Source organism: Variovorax sp. 10L426, assembly GCF_056395305.1.
Map to the genome: position 1 here is coordinate 222,213 of NZ_JBFTJF010000010.1, position 14,397 is coordinate 236,609.

Consider the following 14,397-nt stretch of genomic DNA (forward strand, 5'->3'; position numbering starts at 1 on the left):
AGCCGTCACATTCGCAGCAGTTGTTCGGCCAGCCCGTCCAGCCGCGCCTTCACCTCACGCCAACCCGGCATGTGCGCTTCGAGCAGACGATGAAAGCCAGGGCCGTGGTTGTGTGCTTTCAGGTGGCATAGCTCGTGGACGATCACGTAGTCGATGCACTCGCGCTGCGCCTTGACGAGATGCGGGTTCAGCGTCAGGCGGCCGGTCGGTGAACAGCTTCCCCACTGGCGCTTCATGGCCTGCAGGCGCACGGGCGGCGGCGTGCCGACCCAGCGTAAAGATGCTGCAACGGCACCGACCCGGGCGTTCAGCACTTCGCAGGCGCGGATGCCATACCAACCTTCGAGCGCCGCACGAATCTGCTCCGGATCGCGTTGTGCGGTCGTGACTTCGATGCAGCCGCCGCGCATTCGCGCCATGCCGGAGGCATCCGTGTCGATCACGACCTTGAGCCGATAGCGTCGCCCCAGATAGAGCAACGATTCGCCGCTGACGTACTCCATCGGAAGGACGTGAGCCATGCGCCGGCGACCGTCGGCAACGTGACGGCCGATCCAGCCGGCGCGTCGCTGCACGGCGGCAAGGATCGCCGCGTCCGTCGCGTGCGCGGGCGCGTCCACCAAGACGCTGCCCTCGGGCTCCACGTGGATTGAAATGCGCTGCGTCGTACGCCCGCCATGAGCGCGGACTTGGAAACGAATCAACTCGTCGCCATAGCGAAAGCTGCGAAATGCCGACGTACTCATTCCCGGCGGCTCAGGCCGACCCGCGTGATCTGGAGTACATGGCCGATCACCTCGCCCGCCTTGTCCAGCCCCAAAGTGCCATAGAGACGAGTCAGCAGATCCTTGCGGATGGCAGCCTCGATGCTCTGCGGATTCAGCGAGTGTTCCGCGACCGCATGCTGAACCACTTGGCTGATGGCGAGCGCGTGATCGACGTAGCGGCTTCGCTCAGCCGCATCCAGCGCCGCGGATGCTTTATCGCCCAGCACCAGCAGGATCGCGCCCAAGTACGCCCGGGCTTGCGGATGGTGGGTCAGTACATCCGGCATGCCCGGCGTCGCGCGCTGGTCCACGCGGTTCTCGAACTCGCGGAACAGCGCGTACTGCTTGCGCGGGTGGTTGAACATGGCCTCGGCCTCGGCAATGGCACTCTTCAGCAGATCGGAAAACACCCGCTGCGCATAAGGATCGTCGGCCAGATCCTGCTCGATGGTCTTGCGCAACCGCGTCCGTATCAGGTCCGCCTCGTTGCGCGCCTTTTCTTCGGACCACGCATCGGCCGCCTCGGCCTCGGCCAGCTTGTGAACGACATACCTGCCGCCGGACTCGCGCACCTCGGTGCCGATCACCTGCGTGTCGACCAGCTTGCGGATCTGCTCTTCGTACTCGCCGTAGTCGACCGTTTCCATCGCGTCACGCCGAGCCGTCTGCCGCACATCGCCCAGAAAGCGCAGATCCTGCTTGTAGCGTGCGATCAGCGTTTCGGAAAAAGCGCGATCCTCGAAGAAGCTCCGCGATGACAACGCGGTTTGCAGGCACTGGCCAAAGGCCGTCAGCGCCAGCGAGAAGTCATCGCGCAGCTTCTGCCGCTCGTCGTACTCGCCGCCCGCGCCGTCGCTCGCGAAGCGCGGGCTCAACGCCTGCCGCAGTTGTTCCGGGTCGTTGCGATTCGCCACGCCCTTGAAGAACGACCACACCGCTTCGTGCAGCGCCGGCAACCGCTTGTATTCCGTGCCGACCTGCGCATACAAGCCCGCCAGATCGGCCACGTCGAAGCCACCCTGCGTGCGCGTCTCCAGGTCCTGGTAAGCGCGGATCGCCGTGTCCAGCTCCTTGAGGATGCCCCGGTAGTCGACCAGCAGGCCATGGCGCTTCGCATCGTGCAGCCGGTTCACCCGCGCCACCGCCTGGATCAGGTTGTGGCTCTTGAGCGGCTTGTCGATGTAGAGCACCGCATTGCGCGGTTCGTCGAAACCCGTGAGAAGCCGGTCGACCACGATGAGCAGATCGGGCTCGCCGTCGGAACCGAAATCCTGCAGAACCTGCTTTTCGTACGCCGTGGCGTCGAGGCCGGCGGCAAGCACGTTCTGCCTCCACCACTTCTGCAACTCCGGCAGGCTGTCTTCGTCGACCTCGGTGTTGCCCTCCCGCGTGTCCGGTGGAGACATCACCACTGCGCTGGTGACCAGCCCCGTCTCGTCCAGCGCCTTCTTGTAGCGGATCGCATCGCGCTTGCTTGCCGCAGCGAGCTGCCCCTTCAGGCCGGGCGCGATCTTCTTGATGTTCTCGCTGAAATGCAGCGCAATGTCCCACGCGATCAGCTCGATCCGGTTGGCCGCGCCGTAAACCGCGCCCCGGCTCGCGTACTTCTTCTTCAGGTCGGCGCACTGCGCATCGGCAAGCCCCGCCGTGATCTTGTCGAACCAGCGATCCACCGCCTGCGCATTGATCGCGAGTTCGGGCACGCGCTCTTCGTAGAGCAGCGGAGCGACCGTGTGATCGTCGACCGCGCGCTGCATCGTGTACGCATGCACGATCGGGCCGAACTTGCTCGCCGTCTTCTCATCCTTCAACAGCGGCGTGCCCGTGAAAGCGACATAGGCGGCATTCGGCAGCGCCTTCTTCATCCGCTCGTGCGTTTCGCCGCCGTGGCTGCGGTGGCCTTCGTCGACCAGCACGATCACATTCGGCGAATCGTTGCGGCACTCGGGCAGTCGCGAAGCAGTGTTGAACTTCTGAACCAGCGCAAAGGTGATCCGCTCGGTGCCCTGCCCGATGCGCTTTGCCAGGTCCCGGCCTGTGGCGGCCTTGCTGCGCTCGCCTTCCTTCTGCGTCGCGATCGACGATCCGAAGGCGCCGCCCGTGATGAAGTTGCGCGCCAACTGACGTTCCAGGTCCAGCCGGTCGGTCACCACCACCACGCGGCATTCCTTCAGTCCATCGCTCAGCAAGAGCGCCTTGGTCAGAAAGACCATCGTGAAACTCTTGCCCGAGCCCGTGGTGTGCCAGATCACGCCGCCTTCGCGCGAACCGTCCGGCCGCAATGGAGCAAGGCGCTTCAGCAACGCACGCACGCCGAAGAACTGCTGATGGCGCGCGACGATCTTTCCCACCTTGCGATCGAACAGGACGAAGCCGCGCAACAGTTCGAGCAACCGCGACGGCGTGAGCAGGCTCACCAGTAGGCGGTCCTGCTCATTCGGCAGCACCGGTAGCGCCCATAGAGATTCGAACCAGGCACGCAGGGCGTCGGACTTGCCTTCGAAGAGGGCGGCGTGCGCCTCGGCCGGGAGTCGTTGGTTCTTGACCGCATGCATGTGCGCGTCGTCGAACTCTTCCTCCCTATTCCAGTGCGCCCAGAACTTGGCCGGGGTGCGTGTGGTGCCGTAGCGGCCTTCGGTCTGGCTGATGGAAAGCAACAACTGCGCATATGCGAAGAGATGCGGCACCTCGCCATCGCGCTGGTTGCGCAGGTGTTGGCTGATGCCTTCGCGCACCATCGCGTCGCTCTGGCCGCTGCTGCGGTGAGAACCGTTGGGCCGCTTCGCTTCTATCACGACCAGCGGGATGCCATTTACATAGCCAACGATGTCCGGCGAGCGATGGTGCGTTCCCTGGCTGGAGAGCACACGAAGTTCTTCCGTCACGTCGAAGCGATTGGCGGCAGGGTCGGCCCAGTCGATGACCGTGATCGTCGGCTGATGCTTCTTGCCGTCCGGCATGAACTCGGTGACGGTGATGCCGAAAGAGAGCTTGGCATAGAGGCGCTCGTTGGCCGCGAGCAAGCCATCGCCAAGACCCAACGACGTGAGTTCGCGCAGGATCTGGTCGACGGCGCTCGGGGACAACGGATACAGCGTGCCCTTGTAGTCGAATCGGCGGGTCTGGAGGAATTCGATGAGCCGTGGTTTGAGAAGGACCTCGCGCGTGCCGGACCGCAACTCAACGCACCCCGAGGAAGTCAGGAATTGCCAGCCCAGGTTGCAGAGGATGTGAAGCGCCGGCACATGAGCGCTGTGCTGTTCACGGGTACTGAGGGCGAGACTCACACGTTGGCACTCCTTCGCCGTGGCACAAAAGAAAAGACCGTCAAGGTTGCGCGTTCCGGGTTAAGGCCACCGCTGCGCGCCATGCAGCAGGCGAAGCACTTCGATGCGTTCGCCGTGGAGCCGGTAGATGACGATAAATGGCGTGCGGCTGATCACGAGCTCACGGGTTCCTGGCTGGCGGCCAGCTCGGCCCATTTCGGGGTGCTCGATGAGCATGTCGAGCTGGTGGTCGATGCGGTCGATCTGGGAGACCGCCGCGAGTGGGTTGTCCTTGGCGATGTAATCGATCTGTGAGTGACGGTCTCGGGTTGCCCGGCGCAGCCAGACGACGATCATTCGGCCGCAGGCCCGGATCTGGACGCACGCGCGAGCAACTCAGCGCGCTGCTTGGCCCAGTCGGCTTTCACGTTTTCGTGGCTGACCCACTCGGCACCCGGATCGTCGGCTTCCGCGAGGCCAATCTCCACCTGTGCGCGAAACCATCGGTCATGTTCGGCGGCCGCATGCGCCTGACGCAGCCGCTCGGCGGCGTCCTCGCGCCGTGGCTTGCCCTCGCCTTCGCGCGCCACCTTGCTGTGGTTCGTGGCATCGAGCAGTTCGAAGCGAACGATGTGCAATTCGTTCTTCAGGTACGCCACGCACGTGTCGAGGCTGCGCCAAGTGCGCGGCTTGTCGCTGCGCTGGGCGCCGAGCGGCTTCTCCTGCAGGCCCAGCTTCAGCACGACGGACCAGCCGCCAGGCTGGCCGATGATCGAGGCACCGCCAATCGCCGCGGCTTCGACCATGCGCTTGGCCTTGGCCGTATCGATGGTATGGATGCTCATGATTTCCTCAGGCCCCTGACGGAGCATCAGTAAATAAAATTGTGCATGTTACTTAGTATTTGTGCAACCAGCCCCGCGCCTTTCCGCGCGACATGACACCCGTTGCATCACGCGACATCGTCCTTATGTCGGTTGGCTGTTCCATTGCTCCCCGGACCGGAAGTGCGGCGCTTGCCGCCAAGAAGGTCCGCCATGAGCCCATCCTTCTCTCGCTTCAGCAAGGCCGCCTGACGCTCCGCAATTCCGATCGCTCGATCCCAGGTGCCCAGCACTTGAACGATGTGGAGTTGCTCGGCCAACGGAGGAACGTGGATCAGGATGCGCCCCAACGCCTCCTGGCTCAGATTGCTGATGTTTGTTCCGCCACCGGCCAGCGCCATTTGGCGGCGCGCCGCTTCGGATCGCATCAGGGAAGCGGCGAACTCAGGGAGCAGCACTTCCCGGTTCACGCGCCCACGAATCGTGAAGCCCGAAAAAGCAAGTCTCTCCGACACGGCCGGAAAGTAGAGACACCTTCCGACCAGCGCCTTGTTTCCATTCGACCGAACGAACAGCAAGTCGCCGGAAGCCAGCAACTCTTCGTCGCGAACTTTGCGTGACACCCGGATCGTCGCCAGACCCTCGGTGCTCGCGAGTTGCGTGTGCTGCTGGAAGTCGGTAACACCGACGATCTTGATCGCTTCGCCGTCGTCTGCTGCTGTGAAGTTCAGCCCGTTCTTGAACGCAGCGACATCACCCAGGCGTAGGGTTCTCCATCCGTCGGGAGGCATTGAATGCAGCCCCAGCTCGTGACGCTCGTCGACACTTTCACTCATAGCCCAGCGCCTTCAAATACCCAGCCATCTCTTCCTCGATCCCTTGCCACTCCTGTTTGATCTCAACGCGCTCCCGCCGCACTTCCGCCATGTCGATGTTCTCCGCAGCCCTGGCACTGTCGACATAGCGACCGATGTTCAGGTTGTAGTCCTGCGCGGCGATTGCGGCGGGCGTGGCAAGGCTGGCGTATTTGTCGACAGAGCGCCGCGCCGCATGCGCGGCGAGGATGCGCTCCAGATCGGCCTCGCGCAGCAGGTTCTGGTTCTTGCCCGCCTGGAAGTCGCGGCTGGCATCGATGAAGAGAACCTTGTCGTCCTTCTTGTTCTTGCGAAAGACAAGGACAACCGCCGGAATGCCGGTCCCGTAGAAGAGCTTCTCCGGCACACCGATGACGGCATCGAGCAAGTTTTCTTCAACGAGCTTCTGGCGAACCCTGCCTTCGGCCGCGCCTCGGAACAAGACGCCGTGCGGCACCACGACGGCCATGCGGCCGGTGCCTGGCTTCATCGTCTCGATCATGTGCAGGATGAAGGCGAAGTCGCCCTTGGTGCGCGGCGGCACGCCTCGGCGGAAGCGGTCGAACCGGTCGGTCTCGGCGCTTTCGTGGCCCCACTTCTCCAGGCTGAAGGGCGGATTCGCCACGACGATGTCGAAGTGCCGAAGCGTGGTGTCGCTGGCCAGCAGCTTGGGGTTGCGAATGGTGTCGCCCCATTCGATTCGGTGGTTGTCCTCGCCGTGCAGGAACATGTTCATCTTGGCGAGCGCCCAGGTGCTGCCGATGGCCTCTTGCCCGTAGAGCGCGTAGCGGCGAGAGCCGGTGCGGTCGCGGATCATGCGGCCGCATTTCAGCAAGAGTGAGCCTGAGCCGCAGGTCGGGTCGCAGATTTCCTCGCCTTCCTGCGGGTCCATGAGGCGGGCCATGAGCTCGGAGACTTCGGGCGGCGTGTAGAACTCGCCGGCCTTCTTGCCGCTGGAGGAGGCGAACTGCTTGATGAGGTATTCGTAGGCGTTGCCGATGACGTCGAGGGTGCCGACGCGACTGGGACTCAGGTCGAGCTCAGGCTTGGCGAAGTCTTCAAGCAGGTGACGCAGGATGTCGTTCTTCTGCTGCTCGTCGCCGAGCTTGTTGGCGTTGAAGCTGATGTCCTGGAAGACGTCGCGCAGCTTGGCCATGTTGGCGTCTTCGATGGCGTGCAGGGCCTTGTCGATGCGCTCGCCGTTGCCGGGCTCGAAGCGGGCGGCGTGCAGCGCATAGAAGCTGGCGCTGGGCGGGAGCACGAAGCGCTCGGTCTTGAGGAGTTCTTCGATCAAGCCGGGTTCGGCGTTGGCGTATTGCTTCTTGTAGTTGTCGTAGTGGTCCTGCCAGACGTCGGACACGTACTTGAGGAAGAGCATCGTGAGGACATAGTCCTTGTAGATGCTGGAGTCGACGGTGCCGCGGAAGGTGTCGCACGCGGTCCAGACGGCGGCGTTGATGCTGTCCTGGCTGATGGTTGCTTGGTTCATGAGTTTCCCTGGGGTTTTCTTATGGGGTGCTGGCAGAGCCGGCCAGCTCTTCGGCAATCGATTTGAAGAGGCGCTCGCGGTTGCGAATGAGCTGTGCCTGAAGCTGTCGCTCTCGATGAGCGAGGCGCGCGAGTTCGACGATACGGTGCTGATCGGCCAGCGACGGAATGCCGACTGGCAAGGCTTCCAGCACGGGCCGGCGCAGGCTCAACTGGCTGGAACCCTCGGCCGCGCGCCGCAGTTCGCGCTGGAAGGGCGGCTGGTTGATCTGCCATGCGAGAAAAGCCGGGACCACCGCGCTCCGAGACTTGACGCGCAAATGGAAGAGATGCGGCCCACAGACCGCCTGGCTCGGCGGCGCATCGAGGCAGGTCGCATAGAAACGGCTGCCTCGCGAGACGAACAGCAGATCGTCGGGCAGGAGCCAATCGGCTTCGCGGCGACCGCTGAGCCGCGTGCGCACCACGCCCTGCCAGCGGACGCCGTCGATCGGGTCCATGTCCTTCATCTGGACCGCTTGCACCGAACCGTTCGGAATTTCCTCGATGGAGCCCCGGAAAGGGTAGCCCGCTTTGATTCCGGCCACCTCGCCCAACAAGACACGAAGTGCATGAATCGACATGATGCACATACTACCTTGCGAAAGGGTTCGAAAACGCTAGACTCACTGTCGCAAATCAATGCATCAATTCAAGTGATGCAAAAAATAAGGTTTCAGGGAGTTTTGCGATGGGTTACGAGGTCGATTTCCTGCCTGTGAAGTCAGGCGGCGCAGCCATTAGTGTCCGATGGCGCGATGAGGGCATGTACCGAGTGCTGGTGTACGACGCAGGCACGGCGGTGTCGGGCGAGCAGATGGTGGCGCACATCGAGAAGCTGTACATGACTTCTTACGTGGACTATGTGGTGAGTTCGCATCCGGCGAGCGACCACATGGACGGGCTGGCGGTGGTGCTGCGCAAGCTGACGGTCGGCGAGTTGTGGATGCAACGGCCGTGGGTCTATTCGGAAGACCTGCGGACTGCCATGGCCCCTGCTCGTGAGCTGAGAAAGCTCGCCGAGACCCGAGGGATTCCCGTGTACGAGCCATTTGCCGGCGCAAGCATCGGGCCGTTCGTGGTGCTGTCTCCGGAGTGCGACTGGTACCTAGATACGCTGCTGCCGGCCTTCGGCACGCAGCCGCCCGGTTCTGGCCGGAGCGCTGCGCGAAGGATCGCCAGGTTTGTCCGCTCACTGGACCACTGGACACGGCGCTACGCGAGCGAGCGCCTGCGCCCCGGCGTCGCCACCACCGCCGAGAACGAATCCAGCGCGGTGCTCTACGGCGAATTCGACGGGCGCGGCATCCTGCTCACGGGGAGGGCCGGCGTGCAGGCGCTCGGCGCGGCCGCAACCCTCGCCGAGCACTTGGGAATCGACCTGCCGTCGAAGCTCTGCCTGCTCCAGGCACCCAATGGAGGGAGCCTGGACCATGTGTCGGCGGAGGTGCTGGACCGCATCGTCGGCCAGAGCAAGCCGTCATCGCAGCGCAAGCACACGAAGTCGGCTTTCATTTCCATCAGCCTGGAAGGACGCCAGCGTCTCAGTCGGATCCTGACGGAGGCGCTGAACCGGCGCGGCGCCACTACTTTCGCGACGCAGGGCATGAGCCTTCATCACTGGCACGGAATGCCCGATCGCGGGTGGTACAGGGCGAAGCCCATCTCCCAAAAGATCTGACCGCCGGCGCGTGGCCTTGGACGCGACAGGCATTCACGGCCTGTTCCTCGTAAATTCGACGGTTCATTACCAAGGAGCATCCGCACATGATTCACGTCGTCGCCGTCATCACCGCCAAGCCCGGGCAACGCGAACAGATCCTCGAGGCCTACCGCGCCAATCGGCCGGCCGTCCTCGCGGAAAAGGGCTGCATCGAATACACCGCGACCGTGGACGCCGCCGGCATGCCTGCCTCGCGCGCTTCATTCGGACCGGACACCTTCGTGGTGGTCGAAAAATGGGAAACGCTGGCCGACTTGCAGGCGCATGCAGCCGCGCCGCACATGGCGGCGTACGGGGCGAAAGTGAAGGACTGGACGGAGAGCCGGTTGATCCATGTGCTGGAGCCGGTCTGAGGCCTGAGCACACCCCAAAACAAAAACGCGCCCGAGGGCGCGTTCTTCAAGAGCAGTCGAAACCGACTTATTTCGCCATCACCCGCACCATCTCCAGGCACTTGTTCGAGTAGCCCCACTCGTTGTCGTACCAGCTCACGAGCTTGACGAAGGTGCCGTCCAGCGCAATGCCGGCTTCGGCGTCGAAGATCGACGTGCGCGGGTCGCCGCGGAAGTCGGTGGCGACCACCTTGTCCTCGGTGTAGCCGAGCACGCCCTTCAGCGCGCCTTCGCTCTGCGCCTTCATTTCGGCGCAGATTTCCTTGTACGTGGCGGCGTTGTTCAGCTCGACCGTGAGGTCGACCACCGACACGTCGGAAGTCGGCACGCGGAAGCTCATGCCCGTGAGCTTCTTGTTGAGCTCGGGGATGACCACGCCCACGGCCTTGGCCGCGCCGGTGCTCGACGGAATGATGTTCTCGAGGATGCCGCGGCCGCCGCGCCAGTCCTTGTTGCTCGGGCCGTCGACGGTCTTCTGCGTGGCCGTGGCGGCGTGCACGGTGGTCATCAGGCCGCGCTTGATGCCCCACTTGTCGTTCAGCACCTTGGCCAGCGGCGCGAGGCAGTTGGTGGTGCAGCTGGCGTTGCTGATGATGGCTTCGCCGGCGTACTTCTTGTCGTTCACGCCGTAGACGAACATCGGCGTGTCGTCCTTGCTGGGTGCGGAGAGAAGGACCTTCTTCGCGCCGGCGTCGATGTGCTTCTGCGCCGTTTCCTTGGTCAGGAAGAGGCCGGTGGATTCGAGCACGATGTCGGCGCCGACGTCGCTCCATTTCAGTTGCGCCGGGTCGCGCTCCTGGGTCAGGCGGATCTTCTTGCCGTTGACGATGAGCGTGTTGCCTTCGACATTGATTTCACCCTGGAAGCGGCCGTGCACGGAGTCGTACTGCAGCATGTAAGCCAGATATTCCGGCTCGAGCAGGTCGTTGATCGCGACGATCTCGATGTCGTTCTTGAAGTTCTGCACCGCCGCGCGAAGCACGTTGCGACCGATGCGACCGAAGCCGTTGATGCCGAGTTTGATAGCCATGTCATTTGCTCCTGGATGATTGAAAACCGAAAGGGCGATCGACCTCAGCGCTTGAGCGCCGCTTCGACCGTGGCAGCGACGTTCTCTGCCGTGAATCCGAAATGCTTGAACAGCACGCCCGCGGGCGCCGATTCGCCATAGGTGTCGATGCCGACGACGGCCGCGACACCGTACTTCCACCAGCCGTCCGTGGCGCCCATTTCGACGGCGATGCGCGGCGTGCCCTTGGGCAGCACGCTCTTCTTGTAGGCGACGTCCTGACGGTCGAAGGCGGTGGTCGACGGCATCGAGACGACGCGCACTGCGATCTTCTTCGCGGCCAGCAGTTGCTGGGCCTTGAGCGCCAATTGCACTTCGGAGCCCGTCGCGATGATGACGGCCTTGACGTTCTTGTTCTTCAGGCCGACCGCCTCAGGCTCGGACAGCACGTAGGCGCCCTTGCTGATGTCGCTGAGGTCCGACTTGGGCGAGTACGGCAGGTTCTGCCGCGACAGCAGCAGCGCGGTGGGACGGTTGGCGTTCTGCAGCGCGACGGCCCAGGCGACGGCGGTCTCTGCCGTGTCGCCCGGACGCCAGACGTCGAGATTCGGGATCAGGCGCAGCGAGGCGGCGTGCTCGATCGACTGATGCGTGGGGCCGTCTTCGCCGAGGCCGATGGAGTCGTGCGTGAAGACGTGGATCACACGCCGTTTCATCAGCGCAGCCATGCGGATCGCATTGCGGCTGTAGTCGCTGAAGGTCAGGAAGGTGCCGCCGTAGGGGATGTAGCCGCCATGCAGCGCCACGCCGTTCATGATGGCCGCCATGCCGAACTCGCGCACGCCGTAGTTGATGTGGCGACCCGGCAGGCCGTCGGGGAACTGCTCGTTGCCTTCGCTGCGGATCACGGCGCCTTCGGCGTCAAAACGCAGACTGGGCGTGCTCTTGGTGTTGGTGAGGTTCGAGCCCGTCAGGTCGGCGCTGCCGCCGAGCAATTCGGGCAGCGCAGCGGTGAAGGCTTCGAGTGCGAGCTGCGAGGCCTTGCGCGACGCGACGGTCTCGCCCTTGGTGTGGGCAGCCACGACGGTGTCGAACGCCGTCTGGTGGAAGTTCTTCGGCAGCTCTCCCTTCATGCGGCGCGTGAACTCGTCCGCGAGATCGGGGAAGGCCTGCGCATAGGCGGCGAATTTCTCGTTCCACTCGGCTTCGGCCTTGACGCCCGCTGCCTTGGCATCCCATTCTTCGTAGGCGGCGGCCGGCAGTTCGAAAGGAGCGTGACTCCACTGCAGCGCGCTGCGCGTCAGCCCGATTTCATCGGCGCCGAGCGGCTCGCCGTGGGCCTTGGCCGTGTTGGCGCGGTTGGGGCTGCCCTTGCCGATCTGCGTCTTGCAGATGATGAGGGTGGGCCGGTCGTCGTGCTTCCTGGCCTTTTCGATGGCTTTCGACACGTCCTTCACGTCGTGGCCGTCGATCGGTCCGATCACATGCCAGCCGTAGGCCTTGAATCGCTCTTCGGTGTTGTCGACGAACCAGGGCTTGACGGGGCCGTCGATGGAGATGCCGTTGTCGTCGTACAGCGCGATCAGCTTGCCGAGCTTCCATGCACCGGCGAGCGCGGCGGCTTCGTGGCTGATGCCTTCCATCAGGCAGCCGTCGCCGAGGAAGGCGTAGGTGTGATGATCGACGATGTCGTGGCCCTTGCGGTTGAATTCCGACGCGAGCAGCTTTTCGGCGAGGGCAAAGCCCACGGCGTTGGTGATGCCCTGGCCCAGGGGCCCGGTGGTGGTTTCGACGCCGGGGGTGACGCCGGTCTCCGGGTGGCCGGCGGTCTTGCTGTGCAACTGGCGGAAGTGCTTCAGTTCCTCGATCGGCAGGTCGTAACCCGTGAGGTGGAGCACCGCGTAGATAAGCATCGAGGCATGGCCGTTCGACAGCACGAACCGGTCGCGATCGAACCAGTGCGGATTGACGGGGTTGTGCTTGAGATGCTCGCCCCACAGCGCGACAGCCATGTCGGCCATGCCCATTGGTGCGCCCGGATGCCCCGAGTTTGCGAGTTGTACGGCATCCATTGCCAGCGCGCGAATCGCGTTGGCCATCAAGGCTTGGTTGGCCATCTGTGGCTTCCTGGGAGCGAGTTAGGGGGAACCCGGCATTTTAGCGGGCGAGGTCGGGGCACCCCGATCAAGGCGCGGACGGGCTGCTAGAGTGCCAGCCCATGCATGGACTGCACCTCACTGCCGATCTTCATCACTGCCGCTGCGCGACACGCTGGCTGGTCGACGCGAAAGCCCTTGGCGCGTCCTGTGTCGAAGCGGCCGAATCCGCAGGCCTGCAAGTGGTCGGCGAGCTGTTCCACGCCTTCCCGGCCACACCGAAGGGCCCTGGCGGCGTGACGGCGACGGTGCTGCTCGCCGAGTCGCACCTGTGCGTGCACACGTGGCCCGAGGAGGGTAGCGTGACGCTCGATGTCTACGTCTGCAACTTCGGCGCCGATCATTCGGCCAAGGCACATGCAGTGATGAATTCGCTGGAGGCGCTCTTCATGCCGCAACACATCGAGCGGCATGCGCTGTGTCGCGGCGCGATCCAGGCAGAGGCCGCATGAGTTCTCCAGACACATCGACCATCAACGCCATGATTCTTGCCGCCGGACGCGGAGAGCGCATGCGGCCCTTGACGGACACGACGCCTAAACCGCTGCTCGAAGTCGCAGGCAAGCCGCTCATGCAGTGGCCCATGGAGGCGCTGGCGGCAGGAGGCTTCACCGGACTTGTGGTCAACACGGCTTGGCTCGGCGAACAGATCGAGGCGCACTTCGGCGAGCGGTTCGAGGCATCGACCGTTGCCTATTCGCATGAAGGACGGGATTTCGGCGGGGCGCTCGAAACGGCCGGCGGCATCGTCCGCGCACTGCCGTTGCTGGGTGACATTTTCTGGGTCGTGGCGGGCGATGTGTTTGCGCCGGACTTCAAGTTCACGCGCGAGGCGGTGGATCGGTTTGCAGTCAGTGGCCGGCTGGCGCACTTGTGGCTGGTGCCGAACCCGCCGCACAACCCGAAGGGCGACTTCGGCATCGCGCCGGACGGGAACGCCTTGAGCGAATGCGCGCAGAAGGACACCTTCTCCACCATCGCGCTGTACCGCGCCGGGCTGTTCGCCTCGCCGTATTGCGACATCGCGCCAGGAAATCCGCGAGGATCCAAGGCCGCGCTGGCGCCCCTGCTGCGCGCCGCCATGAAAGCGGGGCACGTCAGTGCCGAGCGCTATACCGGGCGGTGGGCCGATGTGGGTACTCCCGGACGCCTCGCTGAACTGAACACAAAAAAACGGCCCGCGTAAGGCGGGCCGTTTGCGGTGTCGGGTCGCTGACCCGCGTCAGGGCACGTTGGCCGAGGACAACTGGAAGGGCTTGCCGGGCAGCGTCATGGCGCCGCCGTATTCGGCCACGCTGCCGCTGATCGGGCATCCGTTGGGCGCCGGGCAGGCGCCGCCGTCGGAGAAGACCACCGGCCCGTAGCGGTAGCTGCGGATGGCCTTGCCGGCGTAGTCGGTCACGTTCACCAGGTTGTTCGAGTCGCCAGGCGCGTAGCCATCCAGGCTGTAGATGTGCAGCGTGCCGTCCTGCGTGGCGATCCAGGCGCGCGGACTGTTGGCCGAAACCGTCGTCCTCACGGCCGTCGGACGCCCGCCCAGCGACACCGTCTTGATCACCGTCGGCGTCTGCGAAGGCACCTGGGCGAAGGTGTAGGGCCACTGGTTGGCGGCCTGCCCGAGGTTGCTGGTGCTGCTGACGTTCGAACTGAAATACACGCTGTTGACGTAGCTGAACAGCGGCTTCAGGTCGATGAAGGCGGCCTTCTGCTCCGACTTGGAAATCACCACYGCCACGCCGCCCTTGGCATAGCGGCCGTAGTTGCCGCCGCCGCTGGCGAAGCTCTGCCAGTTGCTCGTCAGGGGCGAGTTGGCCAGGCCCATGAAGTTGCCGCCGACCAGCACGCTGCTGAACTGGTTCAGATTGGTGGTCACCGCGAT

13 protein-coding genes and 1 pseudogene are annotated in these 14,397 nt (G+C 64.1%); 4 read left to right on the forward strand and 10 right to left on the reverse strand.

Annotation, left to right across the window (positions count from 1 at the left end; genetic code table 11):
* Nucleotides 1-5 precede the first annotated feature (5 nt).
* The 7 genes from AC1DHL_RS16715 to AC1DHL_RS16745 all read right to left on the reverse strand — a co-directional run bounded on the left by AC1DHL_RS16715 (nucleotide 6) and on the right by AC1DHL_RS16745 (nucleotide 7,822).
* Complete coding sequence (locus tag AC1DHL_RS16715) at nucleotides 6-746, reverse strand: M48 family metallopeptidase (RefSeq protein WP_478162685.1); 741 nt, start codon at nucleotides 744-746, stop codon at nucleotides 6-8.
* Nucleotides 743-4,054, reverse strand: a complete 3,312-nt coding sequence (locus AC1DHL_RS16720) for a type I restriction endonuclease subunit R (RefSeq protein ID WP_478162686.1) — start codon at nucleotides 4,052-4,054, stop codon at nucleotides 743-745. The genes AC1DHL_RS16715 and AC1DHL_RS16720 overlap by 4 nt, the downstream gene beginning before the upstream one ends.
* Nucleotides 4,055-4,114: 60 nt before the next feature.
* Nucleotides 4,115-4,390, reverse strand: a complete 276-nt coding sequence (locus tag AC1DHL_RS16725) for a type II toxin-antitoxin system RelE/ParE family toxin (protein WP_478162687.1) — start codon at nucleotides 4,388-4,390, stop codon at nucleotides 4,115-4,117.
* Entirely contained in the window at nucleotides 4,387-4,878 is a 492-nt protein-coding gene (locus tag AC1DHL_RS16730) for a hypothetical protein (RefSeq protein ID WP_478099614.1), read from the reverse strand. The genes AC1DHL_RS16725 and AC1DHL_RS16730 overlap by 4 nt, the downstream gene beginning before the upstream one ends.
* A gap of 107 nt (nucleotides 4,879-4,985) precedes the next feature.
* Entirely contained in the window at nucleotides 4,986-5,693 is a 708-nt protein-coding gene (locus tag AC1DHL_RS16735) for a restriction endonuclease subunit S (protein ID WP_478162688.1), read from the reverse strand.
* Nucleotides 5,686-7,200 (reverse strand): type I restriction-modification system subunit M, encoded by a 1,515-nt coding sequence (locus AC1DHL_RS16740; RefSeq protein ID WP_478099609.1) that lies wholly within the window; start codon nucleotides 7,198-7,200, stop codon nucleotides 5,686-5,688. The genes AC1DHL_RS16735 and AC1DHL_RS16740 overlap by 8 nt, the downstream gene beginning before the upstream one ends.
* Before the next feature lie 19 nt (nucleotides 7,201-7,219).
* The gene (locus tag AC1DHL_RS16745; protein WP_478099607.1) at nucleotides 7,220-7,822 is read right to left on the reverse strand and encodes a restriction endonuclease subunit S; all 603 of its coding nucleotides are present in this window, start codon (nucleotides 7,820-7,822) and stop codon (nucleotides 7,220-7,222) included.
* 107 nt (nucleotides 7,823-7,929) lie between these two features.
* Between AC1DHL_RS16745 and AC1DHL_RS16750 the strand changes: the two genes are divergently transcribed.
* Nucleotides 7,930-8,919 (forward strand): ComEC/Rec2 family competence protein, encoded by a 990-nt coding sequence (locus tag AC1DHL_RS16750; RefSeq protein WP_478162689.1) that lies wholly within the window; start codon nucleotides 7,930-7,932, stop codon nucleotides 8,917-8,919.
* Between the two features lie 86 nt (nucleotides 8,920-9,005).
* Entirely contained in the window at nucleotides 9,006-9,314 is a 309-nt protein-coding gene (locus AC1DHL_RS16755) for a putative quinol monooxygenase (protein WP_478099603.1), read from the forward strand.
* Nucleotides 9,315-9,381: 67 nt separating this feature from the next.
* On the opposite strand, the gene gap is transcribed toward AC1DHL_RS16755, so the two are convergent.
* Both gap and tkt read right to left on the reverse strand, forming a co-directional pair.
* Entirely contained in the window at nucleotides 9,382-10,383 is a 1,002-nt protein-coding gene (gene gap, locus AC1DHL_RS16760) for a type I glyceraldehyde-3-phosphate dehydrogenase (protein WP_478099601.1), read from the reverse strand.
* A 44-nt stretch (nucleotides 10,384-10,427) separates the two neighbouring features.
* Nucleotides 10,428-12,479 carry a transketolase gene (gene tkt / locus AC1DHL_RS16765; protein WP_478162690.1) on the reverse strand — a complete coding sequence of 684 codons (2,052 nt, stop codon included), beginning with the start codon at nucleotides 12,477-12,479 and terminating at the stop codon, nucleotides 10,428-10,430.
* A 101-nt stretch (nucleotides 12,480-12,580) separates the two neighbouring features.
* Between tkt and speD the strand changes: the two genes are divergently transcribed.
* Both speD and AC1DHL_RS16775 read left to right on the forward strand, forming a co-directional pair.
* Nucleotides 12,581-12,970 (forward strand): adenosylmethionine decarboxylase, encoded by a 390-nt coding sequence (gene speD / locus AC1DHL_RS16770; protein ID WP_478099597.1) that lies wholly within the window; start codon nucleotides 12,581-12,583, stop codon nucleotides 12,968-12,970.
* Nucleotides 12,971-12,999: 29 nt separating this feature from the next.
* Nucleotides 13,000-13,704, forward strand: coding sequence for a nucleotidyltransferase family protein (locus AC1DHL_RS16775; protein ID WP_478162695.1), 705 nt, complete (start codon nucleotides 13,000-13,002; stop codon nucleotides 13,702-13,704).
* A 36-nt stretch (nucleotides 13,705-13,740) separates the two neighbouring features.
* Here the strand turns inward: AC1DHL_RS16775 and AC1DHL_RS16780 are convergent.
* Nucleotides 13,741-14,397: pseudogene (locus AC1DHL_RS16780) on the reverse strand (hypothetical protein); the annotation flags it as partial.

Coding starts and splice junctions, on each gene's coding strand:
- speD (WP_478099597.1), top strand. CDS start 12,581: ATGCATGGACTGCACCTCACTGCCGATCTTCATCACTGCCGCTGCGCG.
- AC1DHL_RS16740 (WP_478099609.1), bottom strand. CDS start 7,200: ATGAACCAAGCAACCATCAGCCAGGACAGCATCAACGCCGCCGTCTGG.
- gap (WP_478099601.1), bottom strand. CDS start 10,383: ATGGCTATCAAACTCGGCATCAACGGCTTCGGTCGCATCGGTCGCAAC.
- tkt (WP_478162690.1), bottom strand. CDS start 12,479: ATGGCCAACCAAGCCTTGATGGCCAACGCGATTCGCGCGCTGGCAATG.
- AC1DHL_RS16745 (WP_478099607.1), bottom strand. CDS start 7,822: ATGTCGATTCATGCACTTCGTGTCTTGTTGGGCGAGGTGGCCGGAATC.
- AC1DHL_RS16755 (WP_478099603.1), top strand. CDS start 9,006: ATGATTCACGTCGTCGCCGTCATCACCGCCAAGCCCGGGCAACGCGAA.
- AC1DHL_RS16735 (WP_478162688.1), bottom strand. CDS start 5,693: ATGAGTGAAAGTGTCGACGAGCGTCACGAGCTGGGGCTGCATTCAATG.
- AC1DHL_RS16715 (WP_478162685.1), bottom strand. CDS start 746: ATGAGTACGTCGGCATTTCGCAGCTTTCGCTATGGCGACGAGTTGATT.
- AC1DHL_RS16725 (WP_478162687.1), bottom strand. CDS start 4,390: ATGATCGTCGTCTGGCTGCGCCGGGCAACCCGAGACCGTCACTCACAG.
- AC1DHL_RS16750 (WP_478162689.1), top strand. CDS start 7,930: ATGGGTTACGAGGTCGATTTCCTGCCTGTGAAGTCAGGCGGCGCAGCC.
- AC1DHL_RS16730 (WP_478099614.1), bottom strand. CDS start 4,878: ATGAGCATCCATACCATCGATACGGCCAAGGCCAAGCGCATGGTCGAA.
- AC1DHL_RS16775 (WP_478162695.1), top strand. CDS start 13,000: ATGATTCTTGCCGCCGGACGCGGAGAGCGCATGCGGCCCTTGACGGAC.